The 24566-nt window shown below is 67.4% G+C and carries 26 protein-coding genes; 15 read left to right on the forward strand and 11 right to left on the reverse strand.

What is annotated here, in order from left to right; translation table 11 throughout:
• Nucleotides 1-9: 9 nt before the first annotated feature.
• The 3 genes from QX048_RS29265 to QX048_RS29275 all read left to right on the forward strand — a co-directional run bounded on the left by QX048_RS29265 (nucleotide 10) and on the right by QX048_RS29275 (nucleotide 3876).
• Complete coding sequence (locus QX048_RS29265; protein WP_315828186.1) at nucleotides 10-702, forward strand: YoaK family protein; 693 nt, start codon at nucleotides 10-12, stop codon at nucleotides 700-702.
• 312 nt (nucleotides 703-1014) lie between these two features.
• Nucleotides 1015-2280, forward strand: a complete 1266-nt coding sequence (locus tag QX048_RS29270) for an HlyD family secretion protein (protein ID WP_315753196.1) — start codon at nucleotides 1015-1017, stop codon at nucleotides 2278-2280.
• Between the two features lie 12 nt (nucleotides 2281-2292).
• Nucleotides 2293-3876, forward strand: coding sequence for a DHA2 family efflux MFS transporter permease subunit (locus QX048_RS29275; protein WP_315753195.1), 1584 nt, complete (start codon nucleotides 2293-2295; stop codon nucleotides 3874-3876).
• 122 nt (nucleotides 3877-3998) lie between these two features.
• Here the strand turns inward: QX048_RS29275 and QX048_RS29280 are convergent, their stop codons facing one another.
• From QX048_RS29280 to QX048_RS29295, 4 genes are read right to left on the reverse strand one after another with little or no spacing between them, the layout of a single operon-like run.
• On the reverse strand, nucleotides 3999-4850 hold the full coding sequence (locus QX048_RS29280) for a fumarylacetoacetate hydrolase family protein (protein ID WP_315753194.1): 852 nt from the start codon (nucleotides 4848-4850) through the stop codon (nucleotides 3999-4001).
• A gap of 9 nt (nucleotides 4851-4859) precedes the next feature.
• The gene (locus tag QX048_RS29285; protein ID WP_315753193.1) at nucleotides 4860-6182 is read right to left on the reverse strand and encodes an MFS transporter; all 1323 of its coding nucleotides are present in this window, start codon (nucleotides 6180-6182) and stop codon (nucleotides 4860-4862) included.
• Between the two features lie 27 nt (nucleotides 6183-6209).
• Nucleotides 6210-7766, reverse strand: coding sequence for a bifunctional 3-(3-hydroxy-phenyl)propionate/3-hydroxycinnamic acid hydroxylase (locus QX048_RS29290; protein ID WP_315828185.1), 1557 nt, complete (start codon nucleotides 7764-7766; stop codon nucleotides 6210-6212).
• A 31-nt stretch (nucleotides 7767-7797) separates the two neighbouring features.
• Nucleotides 7798-8691, reverse strand: a complete 894-nt coding sequence (locus QX048_RS29295) for a VOC family protein (protein WP_315753191.1) — start codon at nucleotides 8689-8691, stop codon at nucleotides 7798-7800.
• A 174-nt stretch (nucleotides 8692-8865) separates the two neighbouring features.
• On the opposite strand from QX048_RS29295, the gene QX048_RS29300 reads away from it, so the two are divergent.
• Nucleotides 8866-9582, forward strand: a complete 717-nt coding sequence (locus QX048_RS29300) for a GntR family transcriptional regulator (RefSeq protein WP_315828184.1) — start codon at nucleotides 8866-8868, stop codon at nucleotides 9580-9582.
• 2 nt (nucleotides 9583-9584) lie between these two features.
• Here the strand turns inward: QX048_RS29300 and QX048_RS29305 are convergent, their stop codons facing one another.
• On the reverse strand, nucleotides 9585-10241 hold the full coding sequence (locus QX048_RS29305; RefSeq protein ID WP_315753189.1) for a TetR/AcrR family transcriptional regulator: 657 nt from the start codon (nucleotides 10239-10241) through the stop codon (nucleotides 9585-9587).
• 189 nt (nucleotides 10242-10430) lie between these two features.
• On the opposite strand from QX048_RS29305, the gene QX048_RS29310 reads away from it, so the two are divergent.
• Nucleotides 10431-10859, forward strand: a complete 429-nt coding sequence (locus QX048_RS29310; protein WP_315828183.1) for a CHRD domain-containing protein — start codon at nucleotides 10431-10433, stop codon at nucleotides 10857-10859.
• A 30-nt stretch (nucleotides 10860-10889) separates the two neighbouring features.
• Here the strand turns inward: QX048_RS29310 and QX048_RS29315 are convergent, their stop codons facing one another.
• The 5 genes from QX048_RS29315 to QX048_RS29335 form a co-directional block, all read right to left on the reverse strand.
• Nucleotides 10890-12464: an EAL domain-containing protein gene (locus tag QX048_RS29315; RefSeq protein WP_315828182.1), complete on the reverse strand. Its 1575-nt coding sequence runs from the start codon at nucleotides 12462-12464 to the stop codon at nucleotides 10890-10892.
• Nucleotides 12465-12626: 162 nt separating this feature from the next.
• Entirely contained in the window at nucleotides 12627-13814 is a 1188-nt protein-coding gene (locus QX048_RS29320; RefSeq protein ID WP_316167148.1) for an MFS transporter, read from the reverse strand.
• Nucleotides 13815-13841: 27 nt separating this feature from the next.
• A complete protein-coding gene (locus tag QX048_RS29325) occupies nucleotides 13842-15206 on the reverse strand; it encodes an NAD(P)-binding domain-containing protein (RefSeq protein ID WP_315828180.1) in 1365 nt (454 codons plus the stop codon).
• Between the two features lie 48 nt (nucleotides 15207-15254).
• Nucleotides 15255-15572: a metalloregulator ArsR/SmtB family transcription factor gene (locus tag QX048_RS29330; protein WP_315712726.1), complete on the reverse strand. Its 318-nt coding sequence runs from the start codon at nucleotides 15570-15572 to the stop codon at nucleotides 15255-15257.
• Nucleotides 15573-15675: 103 nt separating this feature from the next.
• The gene (locus tag QX048_RS29335; RefSeq protein ID WP_315828179.1) at nucleotides 15676-16155 is read right to left on the reverse strand and encodes a hypothetical protein; all 480 of its coding nucleotides are present in this window, start codon (nucleotides 16153-16155) and stop codon (nucleotides 15676-15678) included.
• A 77-nt stretch (nucleotides 16156-16232) separates the two neighbouring features.
• On the opposite strand from QX048_RS29335, the gene QX048_RS29340 reads away from it, so the two are divergent.
• The 4 genes from QX048_RS29340 (at nucleotide 16233) to arsB (ending at nucleotide 18891) form a co-directional block, all read left to right on the forward strand.
• Nucleotides 16233-16883: a Crp/Fnr family transcriptional regulator gene (locus QX048_RS29340; protein ID WP_315828178.1), complete on the forward strand. Its 651-nt coding sequence runs from the start codon at nucleotides 16233-16235 to the stop codon at nucleotides 16881-16883.
• 92 nt (nucleotides 16884-16975) lie between these two features.
• Nucleotides 16976-17338, forward strand: coding sequence for a metalloregulator ArsR/SmtB family transcription factor (locus QX048_RS29345; protein WP_315712722.1), 363 nt, complete (start codon nucleotides 16976-16978; stop codon nucleotides 17336-17338).
• Nucleotides 17331-17858 (forward strand): arsenate reductase ArsC, encoded by a 528-nt coding sequence (locus QX048_RS29350; RefSeq protein ID WP_315828177.1) that lies wholly within the window; start codon nucleotides 17331-17333, stop codon nucleotides 17856-17858. Before QX048_RS29345 ends, QX048_RS29350 begins: the two co-directional genes overlap by 8 nt.
• A 4-nt stretch (nucleotides 17859-17862) precedes the next feature.
• Nucleotides 17863-18891, forward strand: a complete 1029-nt coding sequence (arsB, locus tag QX048_RS29355) for an ACR3 family arsenite efflux transporter (protein ID WP_315712719.1) — start codon at nucleotides 17863-17865, stop codon at nucleotides 18889-18891.
• Nucleotides 18892-18924: 33 nt separating this feature from the next.
• On the opposite strand, the gene QX048_RS29360 is transcribed toward arsB, so the two are convergent.
• Nucleotides 18925-19206, reverse strand: coding sequence for a hypothetical protein (locus tag QX048_RS29360; RefSeq protein ID WP_316167143.1), 282 nt, complete (start codon nucleotides 19204-19206; stop codon nucleotides 18925-18927).
• Between the two features lie 360 nt (nucleotides 19207-19566).
• Between QX048_RS29360 and QX048_RS29365 the strand changes: the two genes are divergently transcribed.
• From QX048_RS29365 to QX048_RS29390, 6 genes are all read left to right on the forward strand, one after another.
• On the forward strand, nucleotides 19567-19872 hold the full coding sequence (locus tag QX048_RS29365) for a PepSY domain-containing protein (RefSeq protein WP_315712717.1): 306 nt from the start codon (nucleotides 19567-19569) through the stop codon (nucleotides 19870-19872).
• The gene (locus tag QX048_RS29370; RefSeq protein ID WP_315712715.1) at nucleotides 19873-20538 is read left to right on the forward strand and encodes a response regulator transcription factor; all 666 of its coding nucleotides are present in this window, start codon (nucleotides 19873-19875) and stop codon (nucleotides 20536-20538) included.
• Nucleotides 20535-21953 (forward strand): sensor histidine kinase, encoded by a 1419-nt coding sequence (locus tag QX048_RS29375; protein ID WP_315712714.1) that lies wholly within the window; start codon nucleotides 20535-20537, stop codon nucleotides 21951-21953. The genes QX048_RS29370 and QX048_RS29375 overlap by 4 nt, the downstream gene beginning before the upstream one ends.
• 108 nt (nucleotides 21954-22061) lie before the next feature.
• A complete protein-coding gene (locus QX048_RS29380) occupies nucleotides 22062-22610 on the forward strand; it encodes a cytochrome b (protein WP_315753181.1) in 549 nt (182 codons plus the stop codon).
• 60 nt (nucleotides 22611-22670) lie between these two features.
• Nucleotides 22671-23366 (forward strand): VIT1/CCC1 transporter family protein, encoded by a 696-nt coding sequence (locus QX048_RS29385; protein WP_315828176.1) that lies wholly within the window; start codon nucleotides 22671-22673, stop codon nucleotides 23364-23366.
• Nucleotides 23367-23813: 447 nt separating this feature from the next.
• Nucleotides 23814-24425, forward strand: a complete 612-nt coding sequence (locus QX048_RS29390; protein ID WP_315828175.1) for a hypothetical protein — start codon at nucleotides 23814-23816, stop codon at nucleotides 24423-24425.
• The last annotated feature ends 141 nt before the right edge of the window (nucleotides 24426-24566 follow it).

The following is a 24566-nucleotide window of genomic DNA, read 5'->3' on the forward strand; positions in this document are numbered from 1 at the left end:
TAGGACGACATGTCGCAATTCGAGTCCCGCAACGTGGTGCCGCTGCTGCTCAGCGTCAATGCCGGCTATGTCGACACCGCCGGGTTCCTGGCGCTGCAGGGCCTGTTCACGGCGCATGTCACCGGCAACTTCGTGACGTTTGGCGCGGCGCTGGCGCTCGGGACCTCGGGCGCGATAGCCAAGCTGCTGGCGCTGCCGGTGTTCTGCGTGGTCGTGATCGCGACGCGGCTGACCGGGACCTTGCTGTCCCGGCTGTGGTCACGCGCCTTCGAGATCCTGATCGGCGTCAAGCTGGTGCTGCTCGTCCTCGGCGCCGTGCTCGCCATCCATTTCGGCCCGTTCCACAATGGCGACAGCCGCGAGGCGATCATCACCGGCATGGTGCTGGTCGCGGCGATGGCGATCCAGAATGCCGTGCACCGGATCCATCTGCCGAGTTCGCCGCCCTCGACCCTGATGACCGGCACCACGACGCAGGTGATGATCGACCTCGCCGACAGGATCTATGTCGGCGACAAGGGCCAGGCGTCGCCGCCGGCGCGGCTCATGCAGATGGCCATCAACGTGCTCGCCTTTGCGCTCGGCTGCGGCGCCGCCGCGCTGCTGTTCGTGCGGCTGGGCAGCTGGTGCTTCGTCGTGCCGCCGGTCATTGCCGCGCTGGCGCTCGGCGTGCGCCTCGCCGGGCCGGAGCCGGCGCGCTGAGGACGCCGTCAGGCGCCGGTGCCGCGCGCCGGCTGGACGTTCGGCGCCGGCGCCGTCGGCGGCAGCCGCGTGCGCGTGTTGTATTTGCCCGAGTTCATCGAGCCATCGCGATGACGTGAGACTGCAACCGCGGCGGCGGAACGCAGTTGACGTTGCTGACGGCGGACCGCGGTGAAGGCGCAGCGGAACGCGCGCCGGCGGCCTTCAATGACGAAAAGTTTAGCCGTCCGCATCGCGGCTCGCCATTGCGTCCCACCTGCCTCACCTCCAATTCTAGAAACGAAACGGTTCCGTTCTATTCAAGGAGACGTGATGACACGGCAAGCTCTGTCGTCGGCCGAGGTCCCATCGGCGGCCAACGACGATCCGGCGGTCTCGGCCCGCGATCGGGCCGTGCAGCAATGGCGCGGGCGGGCCTCCGGCGAGCCTCGGCAGCAGGTCGAGGCCAAGATGCCGGCGGCGGAGCCCGGCCCGCCGCCGACGGAGCACGGGGAGCGCCAGGAGGGGTCCCGGAGGAGCCTGATCCGGCGGCATCCGCTCGGGGCAGCGCTGGGTCTCGTGCTGCTGCTCGCCGTCGGCGCCGGCGGCTACGTCTACTACGATGCGGCCGGTCACTATGAGACCACCGACGACGCCTTCATCGCGGCCCGCCAGTTCTCCATTGCGCCGAAAGTCTCCGGCTACATCACCGCCGTCCCGGTCACCGACAACCAGCACGTCAAGGCCGGCGACGTGATCGCGCGCATCGACGATCGCGACTACAAGACCGCGCTGGCGCAGGCCGATGCGCAGGTGAAGTCGGCGCAGGCGGCGATCCGCAACATCGATGCGCAGATCGACGTGCAGCAGGCGCAGATCACCGCGGGCCAGGCCCAGGTCGAGCAGGCCCAGGCCGGGCTGACCTTCGCAGAGCAGCAGGCCAAGCGCTATCAGGACCTCGCCCGCACCGGCTCCGGCACGGTGCAGAGCGAGCAGCAATACACATCGCAGCTCCAGCAGCAGAAGGCGGCGCTGACCTCGGCGCAGGCCAACCTCTCGGTCGCGCAACGCCAGTTGGAGTCGCTGAAGGCGCAGCACGAGAGCGCCGACGCCAATCTCGCTCAGGCGCAGGCCCAGCGCGACCAGGCCCAGCTCAATCTGTCGTACACGACCGTGACCGCGGCGCAGTCCGGCCGCATTGTCAATCTCAGCGCCGCCGATGGTCAGTTCGCGGCACAAGGGACGGCGCTTTCGATGTTCGTGCCCGATGACGTCTGGGTGACCGCCAATTTCAAGGAAACCCAGCTCGACGAGATGCGACCCGGCCAGCCCGTGACCCTCGAGATCGATGCCTATCCGGAGCGCGAGATCCGCGGCCATGTCGCGAGCGTGCAGTCCGGCTCGGGCCCGGCATTCTCGCTGCTGCCGCCGCAGAATGCGACCGGCAACTACGTCAAGATCGTGCAGCGCGTGCCGGTCAAGATCGACATGGACGATCCGCCGACGGACGTCGCGCTCGGCCCGGGCATGTCGGTGGTGCCGACCGTTCGCGTCGATCCCAAGCCGTCGCTCTATGAGCGGCTGAAGGCCGTGCTGTGAGAGAGGTCGGCCATGAGTGAGGCTGCTCCTCTCGCCGCGTCGCGATCCGCAGGCAGTCCGTGGATCATCGCGGTGCTGGTGGCGCTCGCGACCTTCATGGAGGTGCTGGACACCACCATCGCCAACGTCGCACTGCCCTATATCGCCGGCGGCATGGGCGTCAGCCAGGACGAATCCTCCTGGGTGGTGACGACCTATCTCGTGTCCAACGCGATCATCCTGACCGCCTCGAGCTATCTCGCCAAGCGCTTCGGCCGCAAGACCTTCTTCCTGCTGTGCCTCGGCCTGTTCACCTTGAGCTCGGTGCTGTGCGGCTTCGCCTGGAATCTGCAGGTGCTGCTGCTGTTCCGGATCATGCAGGGCCTCGGCGGCGGCGGCATGGTGCCGGTGGCGCAATCGATCCTCGCCGACTCCTTCCCGCCGGAAAAGCGCGGCCAGGCGTTCGCGCTGTTCGGCGTCGCCGTCGTGGTCGCGCCCGTCGTCGGTCCGACGCTCGGCGGCTATCTCTCCGACAACGTCTCCTGGCACTGGTGCTTCCTGATCAACGGCCCCGTCGGCGTCGCCGCGATGATCCTGATCGGGCTCATCCTCAAGGAGCCAGAAGAGGTCACGGCCGAGCGGCGCAAGCAGGCGCATGGCTTTGACGTGGTCGGCTTCGTGCTGGTCGCGACATTTCTCGGCGCGCTCGAACTGATGCTGGACCGGGGCCTTGAGGACGACTGGTTCGACTCGCGATTCATCATGGTGACCGCCGCGGTCTGCGTCGCGGCCTTCATCGCCATGATCCCGTGGGAGATGAACCAGAAAAATCCGACGGTCGATGTCCGCATGCTGGCGTCGCGCCAGTTCGGCGCCAGCTTCCTGGTGATGCTGGCGACCGGCGCGATCCTGCTCGGCACCACGCAGATGCTGCCGCAGATGGTGCAGCAGGATTTCGGCTACACCGCGACCTGGGCCGGCCTCGTGCTGTCGCCGGGCGGCCTCGTCACGATGGCGATGATGTTCGTCGTCGGACGCCTCTCGGGCAAGGTGCAGCCGAAATACATGATCATGACGGGCGCGGCCGTCGTGGCGTTCGCGATGTACGACCTCACCCGGGTCTACGCCAATGTGGATTTCTGGTTCTTCGCCGAATCCCGCATGCTGATCGGAATTGGCCTGCCGCTGATCTTCCTGTCGATCACGACCGCGTCCTACAACGGCATTCCGCCTGAGAAGACCGACCAGGCCTCGGCGCTGATCAACGCCGCGCGCAACACCGGCGGCTCGATCGGCGTGTCGCTGGCCGCCAACATCCTGGCGCATCGAGGGCAGTTCCACCAGAGCCGGCTGGTGGAGAATGCGATTCCATCCAATCCGGCCTATCAGGACACGCTGCACCAGGTGACCAATTACTTCACCGCGCATGGCAGCTCGCTGGTCCAGGCGCAGCAGCAGGCGCTCGCCTGGATCGGCCAGACCGTGCAGATGCAGTCGTCGCTGCTCGCTTATGTCGACGTCTACTGGGCGCTGATGCTGATCTCGCTGTCGGCGATTCCGCTGGCGCTGACGCTCCGCAAGGTCAAGCTCGGCGGCGGGCCGGCGATGGCGCATTGAGTAGGCACTGTTGTTCGGCTGTCATTCCGGGGCGATGGCAAGCATCGAACCCGGAATCTCGAGATTCCGGGTTCAGCCCTGACGGGCTGCCCCGGAATGACGGTCAAGAACATCAGGGGCGCTTACACCGCCTCGTCGGCGATGCCGTTCCGCAACAGCCCGATGCGGTCGATCTCGACCTCCACCACGTCGCCCGGCTTCATCCACAGCGGCGGTGTTCGGCGCGACCCCACGCCGCCCGGCGTCCCCGTGGCGATCACGTCGCCCGGCTCGAGCCGGGTGAACGACGAGCAGTATTCGATCTGGCGCGGGATATCGAAGATCATCTGGCTGATCGTGGCGTCCTGCACCACCTCGCCGTTCAGTCGGGTCTGCAGCCGCAGCGGACCGAGATCGTCGATCTCGTCCGGCGTGACCAGCCACGGGCCGAACGCGCCGGTCGCGGGAAAATTCTTCCCCGGCGTGAACTGGTGGGTGTGGCGCTGGAAGTCGCGCACGCTGCCCTCGTTGTAACAGGCATAGCCGGCGATGTGCTGCCAAGCCTCGCTGCGCGGGATGTAGCGGCCGGGCTTGCCGATGACGATGGCGAGTTCGCCCTCGAAATCGAGATCGGTCGAGACGCGCGGGCGGATGATGTCGGTGAGATGCCCGGTCTGGCTGTTGGCGAAGCGGCCGAACACCGTGGGGTTCTCGACCTCGGAGCGGCCGGTCTCCTTGCGGTGCGTCTCGTAGTTCAGGCCGATGCAGAGGATCTTGTCCGGGTTCGGAATCACCGGCAGGAAGCTGATGGCCGAGAGCGGATACCGCCTTGCGCCCGAGGCCGCTGCAGCCGCTTCCTTCAGCGCGTCCGCTGCGATCGCCGATTTCAGATCCGGGAAGCGGTCGCGTAGGACAGCACCGAGATCGGCGATGTCAGTGCCCTCGACCAGTCCCCAGGTCGGCGCATTGTCGATGGTGAAGCTTGCAAATCTCATCCGATGTCCTCAGGTCGAAACCGCCGCTACGGCGGAGGGAGAAGCCGGTTCTTGCGCCGATTTCGCGAAGCGCGCGATGGTGCGCTCCGGGAAGATCAGCGCGAAGGCCGAGATGGCGCCAACGATCAGCACGCCGGCGGTGAAGGTCATGGCGTGGGCGTAACCAAGCGGCGCGTTGCCGCCGGCCTCGCCGACGATCCAGCCGGTGAGCGCATTCGACACCAGCGCGGATGCCGCGTTGCCGGAATAGATCACGACGATGAGCCGGCCGCGCTGGATCGCCGGCGCCACGGCGCCGAGCGCGACGGGGCCGAAGATCGTGGTGAGGCTCGGTGCGGCGAAGGCGATCGCGATACAGGCGAGCTGCAGCGGGCCCGAGGTGACGATGCTCAACAGCAGTGCGCAGCCGGCGGCGAGCAGCGCGAGACCGGAGGCGTGGCCGAGGCAGGCACGCAAGCTGAAGCCTTTGCGCTGCAGAACTTGCGTCAGCCAGGAGCCGCCGAGCAGCAGCGGCGACTGGAACAGATAGATCCCTGAGATGATCCAGCCGACATCGACCTGCTTGTAGCCGAGCCCGAGCTGCAGATAGGGCGGCAGCCAGGTCGCGGACATGCCGACGATCCAGTACGACGCGGTCGACATGATGATGACGCCGATCACGGTCGGATCGGCCCACAGCACGCGCGCCGGCAACGCCTTGTCCTTGGCCGCCGCAGCCTCCGGCGCATGGGCGGAGTAGGGTCCTTCGCCGCCGATGAAGAACCAGCCGAGCATCCAGGCCAGCCCGAGCAGGCCGCAGAACAGGAAGCCGGTGCGCCAGCCATAGCTCACGATGACATAGGTCAGGATCGGACCGCCGGCCAAGAGGCCGACGCTGATGCCCTGCAGCACCACGGCGCTCGGCACGCTGCGCCGGTCGGCGGGAAACCAGTTGTAGCAGGCGTGCAGCGCGGTCGGCAGCCCAGGCCCTTCGCCGGCGCCGAGGATGATGCGGCAGATCACCAGCACGGCGATCGAGCCGGAGAAGAAGATCGGGATCTGCGTCGCCGACCAGACGCCGGCCATGATCAGGAGCAGCCATTTCACCGGGAAGCGTCCGACGACGAACATGCCGACCGCCATGCCCGACAGCGAGAACAGCAGGAAGAAGCTGCTGCCGATCAGCCCGAACTCCTTCGGGCTCAAGCCCAGCTCCTTCATCATCGGCACGGCCGAGAGGCCGAATACCAGCTTGTCGAAGAAGTTCAGCGTCTGGAACAGGAACAGCATGATGAGGACGGCGATCGCGCGTCCTCCCATACTGGATCTAGCGGTGTCCGATGATGTCGTCATGGCGTTTCCCCGTTTGATAGTCTCTTGTTATGATGAGTGCAGTCGTTCGTTCAGCTCGCTCAGCAGCGCGGCGAGCCCTGGCGCGTCCGTCGCGACGCCGTAGACATAATGGTCGGGTCGCACCAGCGCGGCGCCGCAGCCGTGGCGTTCGAACCAGCGTGCAACGACGGCGCTCTCCTCGTGCAGGCCGTGACCGCCGATGGCGATCACACTGATCCCGGCGTCGCGGGTGGCAGCGTCGATCGCGCTCGAGTTCAGCGCACCCCGCCCGTCGAGGACGAGCCGCCATCCGGTGCCGGCCACGCTATCGAGCAGGGCACGCCCGCCATCACCGGCGATCCAGGGCTGCGGAAACAGCGTGCCGTTGGCCGCATTTGCCTTGGTCGCGAGCAGTCCCTGCGTCAGCGGCGGCACGATCTCCTGCCGGGTGATGGTGCGCGGCGCGCCGCCGCCTTCGGCAAGGATACGCGCGTCGCGTGCCGCTGCGGCCTCCGGATCCTGCTCGCAGATGACGCGGCCGATCGCCTTGATGCGCGTGGTCAGCTCGCGCACATGCGTGCTGCGCTCGATCTCGTAGCTGTCGAGCAGCGCCGCGGTCGATTGGCCGCGCAACACGCGCGCGAGCTTCCAACACAGATTGGCTGCATCGCGCAGGCCCTGGCACATGCCCTGGCCGATGAAGGGCGGCTGCTGATGCGCGGCGTCGCCGGCGAGCAGGACGCGCCCCTGGCGCCAGCGGCGTGCGACCAGCGCATGGAAGCGATAGCTGGCCGCGCGCCACAGCTCGCCATCGTCCGGAGAGAGCCAGGGCGAGAGCAATTGCCAGACCTGATCCGGCTGCTCCATCGCATGTCGGTCCTCGCCCGGCCGCAGCATGATCTCGAAGCGGCGATGGTTGCCGGGACCAATGATGTAGGTGGTCGGCCGCGCCGGATTGCAGAACTGAGCGGCTGTCTTCGGCAGCTTGCCGACGCCGCTGTCGTTGACGAGGAGGTCGACCACGAGCCACGGCTCGTCGAAATCGAGATCGTCGAAGCTGATGCCGAGCTTCTGGCGCACGCTGCTCGAGGCGCCGTCGCAGGCGATCACGTAGTCGGCGGTGACCTCGCGCGTGGTGCCGTCCTCGCGCTTCAGCACGACCGTCGCCGCAGAACTGTCCTGGCGGATGTCGACCAGCGTCGTGCCGAGCTCGATCGTCACGGATGGGCAGCGGCCGACACGATCGCGCATCACCTGCTCGACCGGCGGCTGGGTGAACACCATGCTCGGCGTGTAGCCGAGGGGATAGGGCGGGCCTACCATGTCGATGCGGCGGATCAACTGCCCTTGGGCGCCGAAATGCTCGGACGCCGGGAACGGCGCGACGTACCGGCTGACTTGTTCGGCGATACCGAGATTGTCGAACAGCCGCATGATCTCGTGATCGAGCGCGATCGCGCGCGGCTTGTCGTAGATCTCGACAGCGCGGTCGATCGCGAGCGTTTTGATGCCCTGCATGCCGAGCAGGCTCGCGGCGATGGCGCCGGTCGGACCGAAGCCGACGATCACGGCCTCGAAATGCTTGTGATCTGACGTGGCGGACATGGATCTGGAAACTCTGGAGTTGGAAAACGAGTCAGGCGGCGTAGCCGACCGCGAGCTGCGCGGACTTGACGTGCTCGGCCTTGGGCGGAGCGATGCCCCATTGATCGGTGCGGCCGGGCGGCCAGACCCAATGCTCCGGCCCGCGCACGACGTAGTCGTCGTCGACCTGCAGCACCTCGGCGGTGTATTCGATCACGGTCCCGACGGGATCGATGAAGTAGGCGAAGACATTGTCGCCGGGGCCGTGGCGTCCGACGCCCCACGCAATCGGATGGCCGGCATCGATCATGCGGCCCGCACCGCGCATCACGCCTTCCCAGGTCGGCATCAGGAAGGCGACATGGTTGAGCCCGTTGACCTTCGCCGCAGCGATCACGACGGCATGGTGGTCCGAATTGCAGCGAACGAAGGCCATCGCCGCGGAGCGGTCGGTCAGGCGGAAGCCGAGCGCCCTCTCGTAGAAGGCCGCCGAACGATCGACATCGGTGCTGTTGAGATTGACGTGGGCGAGCCGCTCCGGGAGCTCGGGCCGCGGCGGCCTGGCGTCGTGCCTGATGTCGCCATGCACGAAGCGCAGCACGCCACCTTCGGGGCCGCGCAGGCTCATGATCACGCCGCCGTCGGGGCCGGGGTTCGGCGCCGGCGCTGCGATCAGCGTCGCGCCTTCATGGATGGCGTTGCGGCTGACGGCATCGAAATCACTGGACTCGGCGAGGCGGAAAGTCACCGCCTGCAGCTCGGTGCGCTCGCTCTGGTGCAGCGCCACGACATGATGGTCGCTGCCGGTCGCACGGAGGTAGACGATGCCGTGGGCCTCCGCGACGCGCTCCAGCCCCCAGGTCTGTCGATAGAACGCTTCCGAACGCGCGAGATCTGGCGTGCCCAGATCGACGCTGCGCAGAGCCGTGACCGGAAACCGGGTCATGAGCGTGTCCTCCTGCGCGATGCCCGGATGAGGACGCGCGACGTTTCTGTCCCTGGCCGGCGAAACCGGCTCGTCCCTTTTATTACATAAAAAATCGAAATCAATCAGAATTTATAAATTTTATGTTCTGCAGCCTCGCTCTATACATGTCGTCTGATTCAGAGGAGATCGGGCGTGGATGCGGTTTTGGAGGCCGAGGGGCAGGGCCCGTCGACGCAGGCGAGTCATGTGTATGACCGGCTGCGCGAGGACCTGCTGTCCGGCCGGCTGGCGCCGTCGCGCAAGCTGCAGATGCGGTTTTTGACCGAGACCTATCAGACCGGGCAGACACCGCTGCGCGAGGCGCTCAACCGCCTGACTGCCGACGGACTGGTCGAGGTGCGCGAGCAGCGCGGCTTCTACGTCAAGGACATCAGCCGCGCCGAGCTCGCCGAGCTGACCAAGACGCGCTGCTGGGTCGAGGCGCTGGCGCTGCGCGAGTCGATGGCGGCGGCGACGCCCGATTGGGAAGAGCAACTGGTGCTGGCGCAGCATCGGCTCAGCCGCGCGCCGCGCTCGCTCAGCGCGACAACGTTCGAGGACAATCCGGAGTGGGAGAGGCTGCACCGGATCTATCATCGGGTCCTGATCTCGAACTGCGGCTCGCAGTCGCTGATCGCGTTCTGCGGCCAGCTTGCCGACCAGCTCTATCGCTACCGCCGGCTGTCGATCCGCAAGGCGTTTCCGTCACGCCCCGTCGGCGACGAGCACGCCGACATCGTGAACGCCGTGCTCGACGCCGACACCGAACGCGCGGTTGCGCTGCTCACGGCGCACTATCAGCGCACCGCGGACGTGATCCTGCAGGACGAGACGATCTTTCCGGAGCTGCGCAAGGACAGAAAGATTTAGGATCACGTCGTCGCGGCGAGGAAGAAGTCGACGCGCTTCTCGACATGCGCCTGGGCTTCCTTCTTCAGGGCGCGCATGTCCTCGCCGAGCAGGCTGCGGATCAGCACGGCGAACACGACGAGATCGAGGAAGATCCGTGCGCTGTCCTCGATGCGGTCGGCCGAGAACGCGCCCTTGCCGGCGAGACCTTCGGCGCGCGCGAGCTCGCCGATCGCGTGGCTCACATTGCAGGTGGCGCGCTTGCGCGCCGTGTCCTGGATCTCGAGCGTCAGCTCGGGAAAGCGCGGACTTTCCGCAATCGCGGTGCGCATCAGGCCGATCGTGTCCTCGACGAAGGCGCGCTCGATCAAGGTGAGCCCGAGGCTGATCAGCCGGGCGCGGAAGGTGCGGCCCTGCGGCACCAGGTTCTCATACTGCGTGTTGCGCGCGGCCTGGCGGCCGATGACGGCCGCGAACAGCGCGGCCTTGCTGGGAAATCGCGCGTAGATGGTCGGCTTGCCGGCGCGCGCGGTCTGCGCGATTTCGTCGACGCTCGCGCCTTCGAAGCCGTTTGCGAGGAACACCGTCTTTGCCGCGTCGAGAATGCGCTCCTCGACCTCGCCGGCACGTTCGAGCGGAGGCCGCCCCACCTTGCCGCGCGCCGTCCTGGAAGCAACCATTCGATCCGCCATGGCTTTCTTTCGAGGCCTTTGTGTTCCCGTCCTGTTTGGCACAGGGGTCGGGATTGTTCAATCAACGCGGCCGGGGCCGCTGCTCATGCCTGGGGTGTTAATGCGTTCCACGGAATATCAGCTTGCCCGTGGGGTCTCGAACACTGAAACTGCACATAACGAATTAGGAGGAAAATCATGGGACGGACATTCGTTCATTTGGCGTTGCTCGCCGTCGTCTGCGTCGCGGCCGCGCCGATGGCTCGCGCCGAAACCGTCGTCTTGAAGTCCGAGCTCAAGGCCGCCAACGAGGTGCCGCCGAACGCGTCCGCCGCGTCGGGCGCGGCCGAAGCGAGCTTCGACACCGCAACCAAGACGCTGAGCTGGAAGGTCACCTTCTCCGGCCTCAGCGGGCCGCCGATCGGCGCGCATTTCCACGGTCCCAGCGAGCCCGGCAAGAATGCCGGCATCGTGCTGCCGTTCAAGAGCCCGGAGCCGCCGATCACGGGCTCCGCCGTGATCACCGATGCGCAGGCGGCCGATCTGCTGGCCGGCAAATGGTACGCCAACGTCCACACCCAGGCGAATCCGGGCGGCGAGATCCGCGGACAGATGACCCGGCAGTGAGGCGCGTGCCCGACGCGCGCGGGCTCGCCGTCACGCGGCCAGTTCCGGCTCGCCGGCCTGGCCGGGAACGGCCGAGGCCCGGCGCACGTCGAGGAACTGCTTGAAGCGGCCGAGCGACAGCGGCGGCGCGACCAGGTAGCCCTGGCCTTCCTCGACGCCGCAGGCGATCAGCGCATCGACCTGCTCCTGATGCTCGATGCCCTCGGCGACCACGGACATGTCGAGCTCGCGCGCCAGCGCCACCAGCATCTGCACCACCACGATGGCGGACTGGTCGCGGGTGATCGCGTCAACGAAGAACTTGTCGATCTTCAGGATGCGCGCGCCGAGCCGCTGGATATAGGACAGGCCACTATGGCCGATGCCGACGTCGTCGAGCGCGACGCGGAAGCCGAGTTCGCTGAGCTCCCTTACGACATCAGTCGCCTTGGCGAGATCGGCGAGCTCCTCGCGCTCGGTGACCTCGAGCACGACCTGGCGGGTAGAGACCGACGACGACGCGACCGTCTTGCGCAGATCGTCGATGAAGCGGTCGCCGAGCAGATGGCGCGGGGTGATGTTGACGGACAGCTTGAACAGCTTGTCCTGCTTCATCTCCGGCTGCAGTTCGCGCAAGGCGGTCTTGAGAAGCTGCCAGGTCAGCTTCTCGATGCGGCCGGTGGTCTCGGCGAGCGGGATGAAGCTCATCGGCGGGATCAGCCGGCCGTCCGGCTTCTCCCAGCGTGCCAGGATCTCGCAGCCGACGATGTCGCCGGTCTTCAGTCGGAAGGTCGGCTGTACGTAGGGCTTGAACTCGTTGGCCGCGAGCGCGCGGTCGAGCTCGGCGACCGGGTCCACCGGCCGGCTGAGATAGCTCGCCAGCAGCAGGCCGAACATGCCGCCCAGCGTGCCAGCGGCGAGCATGGTCAGGAGATAAGCGAGGTCGCCGCGGGTGCTCAGGCTCTGCGGCCGCACATGGATCGTGGCCTGCAGCGGATAGCGGTCGGACACGGTGGTGAACGCGACGGTCTGCGCCGGAGACTTGGCGGATGCATCGGGATGATAGCCGGCCACCTGCTCGCCATCGGGCAGGGTCAGGGTGACGTTGCTCTCGGCGCGCAGGCCGACCGGCATCACGTCCAGCAGGTTGCCATCGATGCGCAGGATCGCAGCCAGAGACCGTTGCGCGTCGATGTCGCGCATCACGCCGAACGCGGCGCCGGTGAACTGCTCGACGCGGAACAGCCGCAGCTCGCCGTCGGCGGACTTGAACATCTCGTCGCGCCGCGCCCAGCCATTGTCGAATTCGAGCGTTTCGGAATAGGCCGCACACTCGACCGCGCCGTCGCGGTCGACGGTGCGGATGTCCTTGATGATGGTGCCTTGATAGACGTGAAGGCGCAGCGCCTGCAGCGCGACGGCGCTGCAGTCCATCGGACCTTTCGCGATCAGGCGGTTCAGGATCGATCCGGCCGAGTCGATGGCCGCCTCGGAGCGGCGCAGCGCCACCTTGCTGAGCTCGCTGAGCTGCCGCGCGGTCTGGTTGCCGATCAGCGCGGTCACGGCGAAATCGGCGCCGGCCAGGAAGATCCCGACGCAGGCGGCCACCGCCCCGACGCGAAGCATGTGTTTGCGCTGCAATGCCATCGTGTCGTGAATGACCCCCGTATGACCACGGGTATCCTTCAATCCAACCTTCAACTTTCCGTATATGCGCTCATGGATGCCCGTCCGCAGCGGCACGGTGAGCGGTGGGCGCAGAAAGCTGGTTAAGAAAGGGCTACCGGCTCAAGCCGCCTTGTCGGTGGTGTCGAGCGGCACCGCCGTCTCGGCGCGCTCGGCCGGCAGCAGCATCAGGGCGGCGAGCGCCGACAGGCTGAGGCTCGCCGACACGATCAGTACGCCGCGGCCGAGCCCATCGATCAGCAGGCCGAACAGCAGCGGCGCGAAGGCCTGGCAGATCCGCGACGGGGCCCCGATCAGGCCGAGCCGGTAGGCGTAGTTGACGGGGCCGAAGATGGCGAGCGGCAGGGTGCCGCGAGCGATCGTCAGGATGCCGTTGCCGGAGCCGTGCAGCAGCGCGAACGCCGCCGCGGCGCCCCCGCCGAACAGCCCGATCGTCACGGCGCCGATCGGATGGGTGATGCAGGCGAGCCGCGCCGAGGCGAGCGGATGGAAGCGGCTGAGGAAGCCGGCCTCGAACACGCGCGCCGCGACCTGCGCCGGCCCGATCATCATGCCGGCGAACAAGGCTTGCGCGGGCGTCGCGCCGAACGCCTGCATCAGCCGCGGCAGATGCACCGCCATCGCCGCGGTCACGGTCCAGGCCGCCGCCATCGCGAACGCGATCAGCACCATCGGGCGGTCGAGCGGGATGTTGGGCTTGCCCGTCGGGATATCGCCGGGCGCCATCACGGTCGCCCGCGGCAGCGACAAATTGAGCGGCAGGCCGATGACGAGATGCGCGATCGCCCAGGCGAAGCAGGTCTCGCGCCAGCCGATCGTCGCGAGCCCCCATGTGCTCAGCGGCCAGCCGACGGTCGAGGCGAAGCCCGCGATCAGGGTGATGCCGGTGATCGCGCCGCGCGCGTCCTTGCCGTAGATGCGCCCGAGCGCGCCGAACGCGGCGTCATAGAGGCCGAGCCCCATGCCGACGCCGAGCCACAGCCACGCCAGCGCCATCACCCACAGCGAATGCGACAGGCCGAGCAGTGCGAGCCCGATCGCCAGCACGATGTTGGAGGCGCACAGCACCTGGCGGCCGCCGACGCGGTCGATCTGGCGGCCGATGCGCGGACCCAACAGGCCGGAGATGATCAGCGAGGCGGAAAAGGCGGCGAAGAACCAGTTGTTGGACAGGCCGAGATCCCTGGCGATCGGGTCGGCGAGGATGGCGGGAAGATAGTAGCTCGATCCCCAGGCCAGCGTCTGGGCGGTGCCGAGAGCGATGACCACGCCCAGCCGTCTTGCCTGCATTCCCGTCGACCTCTCCTTGGCTCGGCGTCATGAGCAGCCGCAGCCGCTGCGGCCAGCCAGCTTGGCTTTGGCGTCATCGGCACAGCAACTGTCTACGCCCGATGGCGCCGGTCCGCCACAGCAGCCGGGCAGGGCTGCAATGCTCTCCACTCCGCCGCGGGTGCAGACGCCGGTCTCCGGCAGTTTCAACTCGACACGATGCGCGGCGGCCTTGTCCCCGGCGATGTCGGCGGTGATCGAACGGACCTGCTCATAGCCCGTCATCATCAGGAAGTTCGGCGCGCGGCCGTAGCTCTTCATGCCGGCGAGATAGAGCCCGGGCTCGTCGGCCTGCGCCAGCTCGCGCGCGCCATGCGGCCGCACCGTGCCGCAGGAATGCTCGTTCGGATCGATCAATGGCGCGAGCGCAACAGGAGCCTCGATCGCGGGATCGAGCCGCAGGCGCAGCTCCGCCAGCAGCGACAGATCGGGGCGGAAGCCGGTGGCGACGATCAGCTCGTCGGCGATGATGCGGCGGTCGCCGTCCGCGGCGATCCGCAACCGGCTGTCCTCATCGGTGATCCCCGTGACGCCGAAGCCGGGCTCGAGCCGGATGCGGCCCGAACGTACCAGCGCGGCGAAGGCCAGGCCGAGTTCGCCGCGCGCGGCGAGCTGGTCGGCGCTGCCGCCGCCGAACGCCCTCGCGGGATCGTCGCCGCGCAACAGCCAGATCGCCTGCGTGCCCGGCGCGACCTCGGCCAATGCGGCCAGGTCGATCAGGGTGCCGATCGCCGAGTGGCCGGCGCCGAGCACCGCGACCGTCCTGCCAGCATAACGGCTGCGCTGCGCGCCTCGGACATCCGGCATCGCGTAGGCGATGCGCGCCGCATGCGCGGCTTCGCCGAGCGCGGGCAGTCCGCTATGGCCGGCAGGGTTGGGCGAGAACCAGGCACCGGAGACATCGATGACGGCGTCGGCCTGCAGCGCCGCCTCGCCCTTGCCGTTGTGGATGCGGATCTCGAACGGCGCATCGGCGCGTCCCTTCGACGTGGCCTTGTCGAAGCCGGCCCGGCTGATCGCGGTGACGCGATGCGAGGTCCTGACGACGTCGCGCAGCGCAGTGCGCGTCGCCAGCGGCGCGAGATAGGATTCGATCAGCTCGCGCCCGGTCGGATAGACCTCGGGCTCGGGCGAATTCCATCCCGTCGCAGCGAGCAGCCGCGCCGCCGCGCTATCGATGTTGTACTTCCACGGCGAGAACAACTGGACGTGCTGCCATTGCCGCACCGCGTGCGCGGCTTCCGGACCCGCTTCCAGCACGACCGGGGTCAGGCCGCGCGCCAGCGCATGGGCCGCTGCCGCCAGCCCGACCGGGCCGGCGCCGATGATAGCGACCGTCTTGGCGTCCGTCATGTACGTCCTCCTATACTTCTAGAATAATCGAATTAAAGGGCGAAATCATCAGGCCGCCGGCCTCGCGGTGCCGCAGTCGCGCTCCTCGACGCAGCATTCTGAGACGAGAAAGCCGAGCAGGGAGCGCATCACGTCGTATTCGGCATGGCAGACCAGCGTCGTGCCCTCGCGCATTTGCGAGATCAGCCCGACCGCGACCAGCGTCTTGACGTGGTGCGACAGCGTGGAGGCCGGGACCTTCAGCCGCTCCTGCAGCCGGCCGACCGGCATCCCGGCATGCCCGGCGCGCACCAGCGCGCGGTAGATCTTCAGGCGCGTGGTATTGCCGAGGGCTTCCAGGCGGGCAGCGGCGTCATCGAGCTTCATGGTGTGAAGGATGCGGCATGCGGCCCGCCGGAGTCAAACGATATTTCTAGAATATTGGAAATATCCATGAGTGCGCGCCGCGCGCGGTCGGTTGTCCGGCGCGCTATCGCAGCCGGTAGCCGGCATGGCAGCCGACGCAGGCCGCCATCGTCTCGCCGAGCGCCTTCAGCGCCGGCTTGAGGTCGCCGGTCACACCCGCATTCTGCGCTTCGATGGCGAAGCGGCTCGCCGCTTTGTGCATGGCGGTGCCGGCCTCCTGCATGCCCTGGGGCATGAACCCGGCGACCTCGGCGGCGCCGTGCAGGCGCAGTGAGCTCATGCCCAGGCGTTGCTCGGCGATCTGGCCGGCTTTGTCCGGCTCGCCCGCCGCAAGCGCGTCGTTGATCTGCTGCAGCGCCAGCAGATGGTCGCGCATGTTGGCGAGGGTGTGCTCGGCGAGATCGGGCGGAAACGCCAACCGCTCGCGCTGGTCTGGCGGAAGCGCCCCATGGCTGCCGTGGTCGTGATGGCCGTGGTGCTGCGCCGTGGCGATGCCTGCGGACGCAACAAGGGCCAGCGTGATGGCGGCGAGACGCAGGCGCATGAGGACCTCCATTTCAGCGAACGCGGTGGCGTCTTCCCTAGACCGCGCGGCCGGGCGGCGCATATGATCCTGATCATATGCCGAGGACCTGCCATCTCTCGCCCGAGGGCACGCGCCCGTCGCTCGACTGGCGCGCTCTTGCACGGCTGTCGCCGTTGCTCGCCGCGCTGCCCGCGGCCGCGCGGTTGCAGACCCGGCGCATCCAGGTGCCGCGCCAGGGCACGGTGTTCTGCCGGGGGGATCGGCCGCGGGCGATGTTCTTCGTGCTGACCGGCGAGGTGAGGCTGGTGCGCCGCTCGCGCGCCGGCGACGACATCGTCCTGCAGCGGGCCCGACGGGGCTTTCTCGCCGAGGCCAGCCTCGATCAGTCAACGTATCATTGCGACGCCGTCGCGACACAGGACTCAGCGCTGCTCGCGATCGACCGCGAGGCCTTCGCCGAAGCGTTGCGTCGTCCCGAGATCGGGGACCGATGGTGCGATCATCTCGCCCGCGAGTTGCGCAAGGTCCGGGCGCAGTCGGAGCGGCTCAGCCTGAAGACGGCGCGCGAGCGGATCGTGCATTTCATCGAGACCGAGGGGGAGGGCGGCGAGGTCGAGCTCGGCCGGTCGAAGAAGGACTGGGCCGCCGAGCTCGGCGTCACCCATGAGGCGCTCTATCGTGCGCTGGCACGCATGGAACGGGACGGCGAGCTCACCGTCGATGGCACCCGCCTGCGCTTGCGGTGAGCCTTCGGGCGCCGCGTCTCCCGATCGTCGACACGGACCATTCGAACTCGTCAGCCTTGACGCCGGATCATCATATCGATAGTTCTGGATATATGGAAAACGAGCAAGCCGTTCTGGCCTTGGCGGCGCTGGCGCAGCCGACGCGCCTGCAGGCCTTTCGCACCCTGGTGCAGCACGAGCCCGACGGTCTGCCGGCCGGCGAGCTCGCACGTCTGCTGGAGGTGCCGCAGAACACGCTGTCGGCGCATCTGTCCGTGCTGGCGCGCGCCGGCCTCGTCAGTTCGATCAGGCACAGCCGCTCGATCGTCTACCGGGCCGATCTCACGCAGTTTCAGAAGGTCGCGCTGTTCCTGCTGCAGGACTGCTGCGGCGGCCGGCCGGAGGTCTGCGCGCCCGTCATCGCAAGTCTCACCCCGTGCTGTCCGCCGAAGCGCAAGGAGAAGAGCCGTGTCTGACCGCATCTACAATGTATTGTTCCTCTGCACCGGAAATTCGGCACGCTCGGTGCTGGCCGAGTCGATCCTGCGCAAGGACGGCGCGGGCCGCTTCCACGCTTTTTCCGCCGGCAGCACGCCGAAGGGCGCGGTGCATCCGTTGGCGCTCGAGACGCTCGCGCGCATGGACTATCCGACCGACGATCTGCGCTCGAAGAGCTGGAGCGAGTTCGCCGCCGCCGGCGCGCCGGCAATGGATTTCGTCTTCACGGTCTGCGACAACGCCGCCGGCGAGGCGTGTCCGATCTGGCCAGGGCAGCCGATGACCGCGCATTGGGGCATCGAGGATCCGGCGGCGGCCGAAGGCACGGAGCTGGAGAAGCTCGCGGCGTTCACGACCGCCTTCCGCTATCTGAAGAACCGGATCGACGCCTTCATCAATCTGCCGCTCGGTCGCATCGATTCGATGTCGCTGGGCACGCGGCTGCGCGAGATCGGGACGGGCGAGGGCGCAACGTCGTTCCGCTCCGACGTGGCCTGATCCGATGACGATCTTCGAGCGCTATCTGACGGTTTGGGTCCTGCTCTGCATCATCGTCGGCATCGGTCTCGGCCATCTGATGCCGGGGCTGTTCGCGGCTGTCGCGTCGGCGGAGGTGGCGCGGGTCAATCTGCCGGTCGCAGCCCTGATCTGGCTGATGATCATTCCGATGCTGCTGAAGATCGATTTCGCCGCGCTCGGCAACGTGAAGGAGCATTGGCGGGGCATCGGCGTCACCCTGGTCGTGAACTGGGCGATCAAGCCGTTTTCGATGGCTCTGCTCGGCAGCGTTTTCATCGGCCACGTGTTCGCGCCGATGCTTCCCGCAGGCCAGTTGTCGTCCTACGTGGCCGGTCTGATCCTGCTGGCGGCGGCGCCGTGCACGGCGATGGTGTTCGTCTGGTCGAATCTGTGCGACGGCGAACCGCACTACACGCTGAGCCAGGTCGCGCTCAACGACGTCATCATGGTGTTCCTGTTTGCGCCGCTGGTGGGCCTGCTGCTCGGCGTCGCCTCGATCTCGGTGCCCTGGACCACCCTGCTGCTGTCGGTGCTGCTCTATATCGTCGTGCCGGTCATCGTCTCGCAACTCTGGCGCCGGGCGTTGCTGCGTAGCACGGACGGGGCATTGGAGCGCACCTTGCGGGTACTGCAACCGGTCTCGCTCGTGGCGCTGCTCGGTACGCTCGTGCTGCTGTTCGGCTTCCAGGGCGAGCAGATCCTGAAGCAGCCGGTCGTCATCGCGATCCTGGCCGTGCCGATCCTGATCCAGGTCTATCTGAACGCGGGGATCGCCTATTGGCTGAGCCGCCGGCTCGGCGTGGCCTGGTGCGTCGCGGCTCCGGCCGCCTTGATCGGCGCCAGCAATTTCTTCGAACTGGCGGTTGCCGCCGCGATCAGCCTGTTCGGGCTCGACTCGGGGGCTGCGCTCGCGACCGTCGTCGGGGTTCTCGTCGAAGTCCCCGTGATGCTCTCGGTCGTGCGCATCGTCAGGGCGACGCGTCGCTGGTACGAAGCGGGACTGCCGGCTTAGCTCCGGTCAGTGCTTCGGCAGAGCCGGTTTGCCTCACCGCCGCGACTCGTCCTGATCGTCGTCGTCGCCTTCGCGCTCCCGGCGGGCCGGCTCGTAGCTCAGCGGCTCGCCTTCGGCCCGCGCATGCAGCGCCGCAAGATGCGGGTAGGCTCCAAGACCAGCTCCAAGACCAACTCCAAGATCAGCTCCAAGACCGCCGTCAACGGCACGGGCCACCGGCACCAGCGTGGGCGCTGCGTTCCGGCTGGCTTGTGACATGGCCAAGAGGCCGCCCAGCCCCGCCAGCACGGCTGCCAATGTCATCGTCTTACGCATTCTCGTCTCCGAACTCACCGCGCCCCCGGCTCGCTCCGTCCGGACGCGATGATGTCGCAACGAGCGTGACAGCATCCTGTCAGGTTGAGTCAGCGAGACGTCAGCTTGTCTCGGGCAGGATGCCGATCCCTTGGAATTTCCCACCCCCGCATCGGCCTGAGCGCAATTCCGACATCGGAAGTTCAAACTAAAATCCGCACCAGCTCCTTAGCATTTGCGAACGCTCCGCAAGTCGACCCCCGCAAGTCGACCTCCGCAATTCGAACCCAGTGGCGAGAGCGCAACAAATCACGACGAGCTTTGAAGATCAGAGCGTCAGGCCCCGGGAAGATCATGCATTTGCCTCAAATCGGACGGTTCATGCGCATCACGGTATTTGCGATGCTGATCTCGACGGCGGCATCCGCGGCGACGGTGGCGCGCGAGGACGATCGCGAGCGCCGTGACGCCGTGCGTCGCGCCGTCGAGGCGGGCGACGTCCTGCCGCTATCGGAGATCCTGCCGCGATTGCGCGGCCGGGTCGCCGGCGACGTGATGGGAATCGATGTCGACCGCCAGCGGGGCCGCTGGCGCTATGAGTTTCGGGTGATCGGCCGCGATGGCCGCGTGCGCGAGGTCTATGTCGATGCGCGCAGCGGCGAGATCGAACGGATCGAGGAAAAATAGATGCGAGTGCTGCTGGTCGAGGATGATCCGCGGCTGGCGTCCGACCTGGCCCGGACGCTTCAGGCGGCGGGCTATCTGGTCGAAACGTCCGACAACGGCGAGCAGGCCTGGTTTCTCGGCGACACCGAGGACTATGGCGCCGTGATCCTCGATCTCGGCCTCCCCGGCATGGACGGGTTGTCGGTGCTGAAGCGCTGGCGCGGCGCCGGGCGGCACGTGCCGGTGCTGATCCTGACCGCGCGCGCGAGCTGGGCGGAGCGGGTCGATGGCATCGATGCCGGCGCCGATGACTACCTGCCGAAGCCGTTTCGCAATGAAGAGCTGTTGGCGCGGCTGCGCGCGATCGTGAGGCGCTCCGCCGGCCATGCGGCGCCGGTGCTCTCGTCCGGCGATCTGGCGCTCGACGAGCGCCAGATGAAGGTCAGCCTGTCCGGCGTGCCGGTGACGCTGTCGCAGCTCGAATACCGGCTGATCGCCTATCTGCTGCGGCAGAGCGGCCGCGTCGTGCCGCAGCATGAGCTGGAGGAGAACGTCTACGGCCTCGGCCACGAGCACGACTCCAACGCGCTCGAGGTGCTGATCCGGCGCGTCCGCAAGAAGCTCGGCGCCGAGATCATCGAGACCCGCCGCGGCTTCGGCTACATGATCCCGGAGACGGCGGAATGAGGCTCGGCTCGCTGCGGCTGCGGCTGGTGGCGGCGGGCACCATCGCGCTGCTGGTCGCGCTCGGCGTCGCCGGCTTCGGCATGGTCGTGCTGTTCAAGCGCCACGTCGCGCGTACGCTCGCCTCCGATCTCGACATTCACCTGCGCCAATTGCTGAACGGCCTCGAGGTCGATGCGGAAGGGCGCATCGTGGTCGCGCGGCCGCCAGCCGATCCGCGCTTCGTGGTCCCGCTGTCGGGGCTGTACTGGCAGATCTCGGACGATCATGGCCAGTTGCTGCGCTCGCGCTCGCTGTGGGACACCATCCTGCCGCTGCCGATCGACGAGCCCGGACCGAGCGACGTGCATCAGCATGAGCTTGCCGGGCCGGATGGCGAACACGTGCTGGTCGCCGAGCGCGGCATCCTGATGAATCCGGAAAGCCAGATCCGCGTACGCGCGGCCGTGGCCTACGACCTCGACGGCGCCACCAGCGCGGTGCGGACCTTCGCCAAGGATCTGTCGATCGCGCTCGCCGTGCTGGCCGTCATCCTCGCCGTCGGCACGTCGGTTCAGGTCACTCTCGGCCTGCGTCCGCTCGGCGTGCTGCGCCGTGGCGTCGCCGAGATCCGCAGCGGTCGGCGCCAGCATCTTCCGGTGGACGTGCCGACCGAGGTGGCGCCGCTGGTCGACGAGGTCAACGCGCTGCTTGATGCGCAGAGCCGCGAGATCATGCGCTCGCGCAGCCGTGCGGCCGATCTCGCCCACGGCTTCAAGACGCCGCTCGCCGCACTCGCGGCCGACGCCGCGCGGTTGAGGGAGCTCGGCCAGCTCGAGCTGGCGCGCAATGTCGAGGATGTCGCCGAGGCGATGAGCCGGCAGGTCGATCGCGAGCTGGCGCTGGCGCGGCTGCGCGGCAAGGCCCGCGGCGGGCCGGAGGCCGCGACCGAGCTGGCGCCCCTGGTGAATGCGCTGCTCGGGACGCTCGGCCGCACGCCGGCGGCCGCCCATGTCAGCTTCGATGGCCAGGTGCCCCCAAGCCTGCGCGTCGGCATGGATCGGACGGATCTCGCCGAGGTGCTCGGCAATCTCTTGGAGAACGCCGCGCGTCATGCGGCGAGCACGGTTCGCATCGTCGCCAGTGCGACCCCTCTGATCGTCACTGTCGAGGATGACGGTCCGGGCATTCCGGACGCGAAGATCGGCCGCGTGCTCGAGCGCGGCGGCCGCCTCGACGAGCAGGGGCCGGGCAGCGGGCTGGGGCTCGCGATCGTGCAGGACGTGCTCGAAGCCTATGGCTGGCGGCTGCAGATCGGCCGTTCCCAGCTCGGCGGCGCCAGGATCACGATCGCGCCGGCCATCGTCTCGGCACTCCGCTGGCCGCAGCCCGCGACGTCCCAGGCCACCCCGGCGCCGTCCATTCTGACAGCAGGCTGACATCCCGCGTCAGCGGCGCGACGCCCCCGGTGAGCTATCTCCTCCGGTCCTACCACCCCGCGCTCCGGCTTGCCGGCAGCGGGGCCAAATGGCCGAAGGAAGCTGATCATGCGTATTCGAAACTCCGCCAAGACGTATGGCTCCGTCGCGATCGCACTGCACTGGATCGTCGCCGTGCTGGTGCCGGCGGCCTGGATTTCAGGCCATCTCGGCGACATGCTGCCGCGTCCCTCTCACGACACGGGCCTGTTCATGCACGTCTCGCTCGGGCTGTCGATGCTCGGCTTCGCGCTGGCGCGCCTGGCCTGGCGCCTGGCCGATCCGCCGCCGACGCCTGAAGCGACCAAATTCGGCCCGTGGACCGTTCATGCCGGCGAGATCACGCATCTGCTGATCTACGGCATCATGTTCGCCATTCCGGTCCTCGGCATCGTCACCCAGTTCGCCCGCGGCTACGGCTTGCCGGTGTTCGGCCTGTTCGAGATCGCCTCACCCTGGGTCGGCGACCGCGACTTCGCCCACGACATGAAGGAGATGCACGAGGCGCTGGCCAATGGCCTGATGATCCTGATCGGCCTGCACGCAGGCGCTGCCTTGCTGCACCATTACTGGCTGCACGATCGCACCCTGCGGCGGATGGTGCCGGGACTGCGGTGATCGCTCCTGTCATCCGGGCCTGCTAAAGGGCCTCCGTCGAACACGTCATCGGAGGCCATCATGCCGGCAACGCCGCATATCGAAAAGCACTTCACCGCGTCGGAGGTCGTCCGCGACGTCGTCATCGGCATGGCCGACGGCCTCACCGTGCCGTTCGCGCTCGCCGCCGGTCTTTCGGCGGCGGTCGCCAAGACCGATGTGATCGTCACGGCCGGCCTCGCCGAGGTCGTCGCCGGCGCGATCGCGATGGGGCTCGGTGGCTATCTCGCCGCTCGCTCCGACGCCGAGCATTATGCCGCCGAGGAGAAGCGGGAGCACGACGAGATCGAGAAGCTTCGCGGTCGCGAGGTCGAGGAGGTCGCGGCGATCTTTCGTGGCTATGGTCTCGAAGGCCAGGCCTTGACCACCGTGGTCGACGCGATCGCGTCCGATCGCAAGCGCTGGGTCGACTTCATGATGCGCTTCGAGCTCGGCCTCGAACGCCCGGATCCGAAGCGCGCGCCGGTCAGCGCCGTGACCATCGGCGGCTCCTACGTGATCGGCGGCCTGATCCCGCTGATCCCCTATATGCTGGCGCCTGACATCTCGTCCGCGCTGCGCATCTCCGTGGTCGCCACCGGCATCGCGCTCTTGATCTTCGGCGCCATCAAGGGCCACTTCACCGGCGTCAACAAGATCAAGTCGGCGCTGCAGACGGCGCTGGTCGGCGGCCTCGCCGCCGGCGCCGCGTTCTGGCTGGCGCATCTGTTCGGGTAGGCGGACAGGATTGCGGTCGAGATCGTTCGGAAGGAGGTCGCCGGCCGCGATCATAATCGGCGTCACCCGAGCCGTAGGGTGGGCAAAGGCGCGCCAGGGTGCGGCCTTGTCGGACGAGCTTTTCCGCGCACCGTGCCCACCGCCCGCACCCAGCGCCACCGATGGTGGGCACGCGCCGCCTTTGGCGTCGCTTTGCCCACCCTACGGTGGCGTCGACTGCGGCGAAGGGTTTTAAGTTCGCCGAGTTCGAGACCATTGCTGCTCTGCGGATCTGGAGACGTCCTGCCGATGGCGTTGGAATGAGACCATGCGTCAGCCTTGAACTGGCATAGCCTGGCTTCAGGCCAGAAAACCGACCGTCATGGCCGGGATGCGGCGGCTTTGGCCAGAGTCTGGCGTTACTTCGATCCAATTGGCCGTTGCGGAGGGGCATGGTAGTCGGTTTGCGTGAGCAAGACCCTGACCCCGGCCAGAGCAAGAGATCTCGCGATCCGCCTCGCATCGGTTCGCCCGGACGAAGCGCTAAGCGTCGCAAGAGGGATCGAAGCGCCTTGGTTTAGGTGTCAGGCGCTATCTCACGTTGCACGCCATTGGCCCGATAAAACGTACAGCCGCCTCCTTGAAGAGGCGGTTCTGGCAGCCGACTGTCAGGAGGAGATTTTCAATCGTGTAGCCGTCTCGGCATGGCCGATTAGGGCATATCTTGAGCGCGGCAACTCGCCGCGCGCCGAAGAACTTCTCATAAAGTACGTCGCTGCCTCTGGCGCCATTGAAAACATGGGGAGTCGTTCAGAGGCGCTGTTTTCCATATTTCAGGCGTCGAAGCCCTTCGACACCGGGTTATGGCGCCCTGTATTTTGGGCTTTGGTGGCAGCAGCGGAGCCCGCTCTTTCCTGGCGTCAGCTTAGAAACCTGAGGGACGCCGTCGCAATGGTTGCCTCCGATAACGATGAATTGGTGCATCAGGTACTTGAGAAGCTTTCTGAACCGAAAAATCTTTCGACCGTGAGACGCTACCTCGGCCAACATATCAAGCAGCAGCCGCGCTCCTATTTCTGAGTCATGAGCCGCCGAAGCCAGCTGCGATCGCCTGCTTTCCGTGGAGCAAGAGATGGTCACCCGACGACGCGAATACCGAAACCCGCCGCGCCTGCCGATCAAGCCCGCGTGGACGTGGCCGCGGCACACCCTTTCGGATTG

This window comes from Bradyrhizobium sp. SZCCHNS30572, assembly GCF_032484415.1.
Lineage (GTDB): Bacteria > Pseudomonadota > Alphaproteobacteria > Rhizobiales > Xanthobacteraceae > Bradyrhizobium.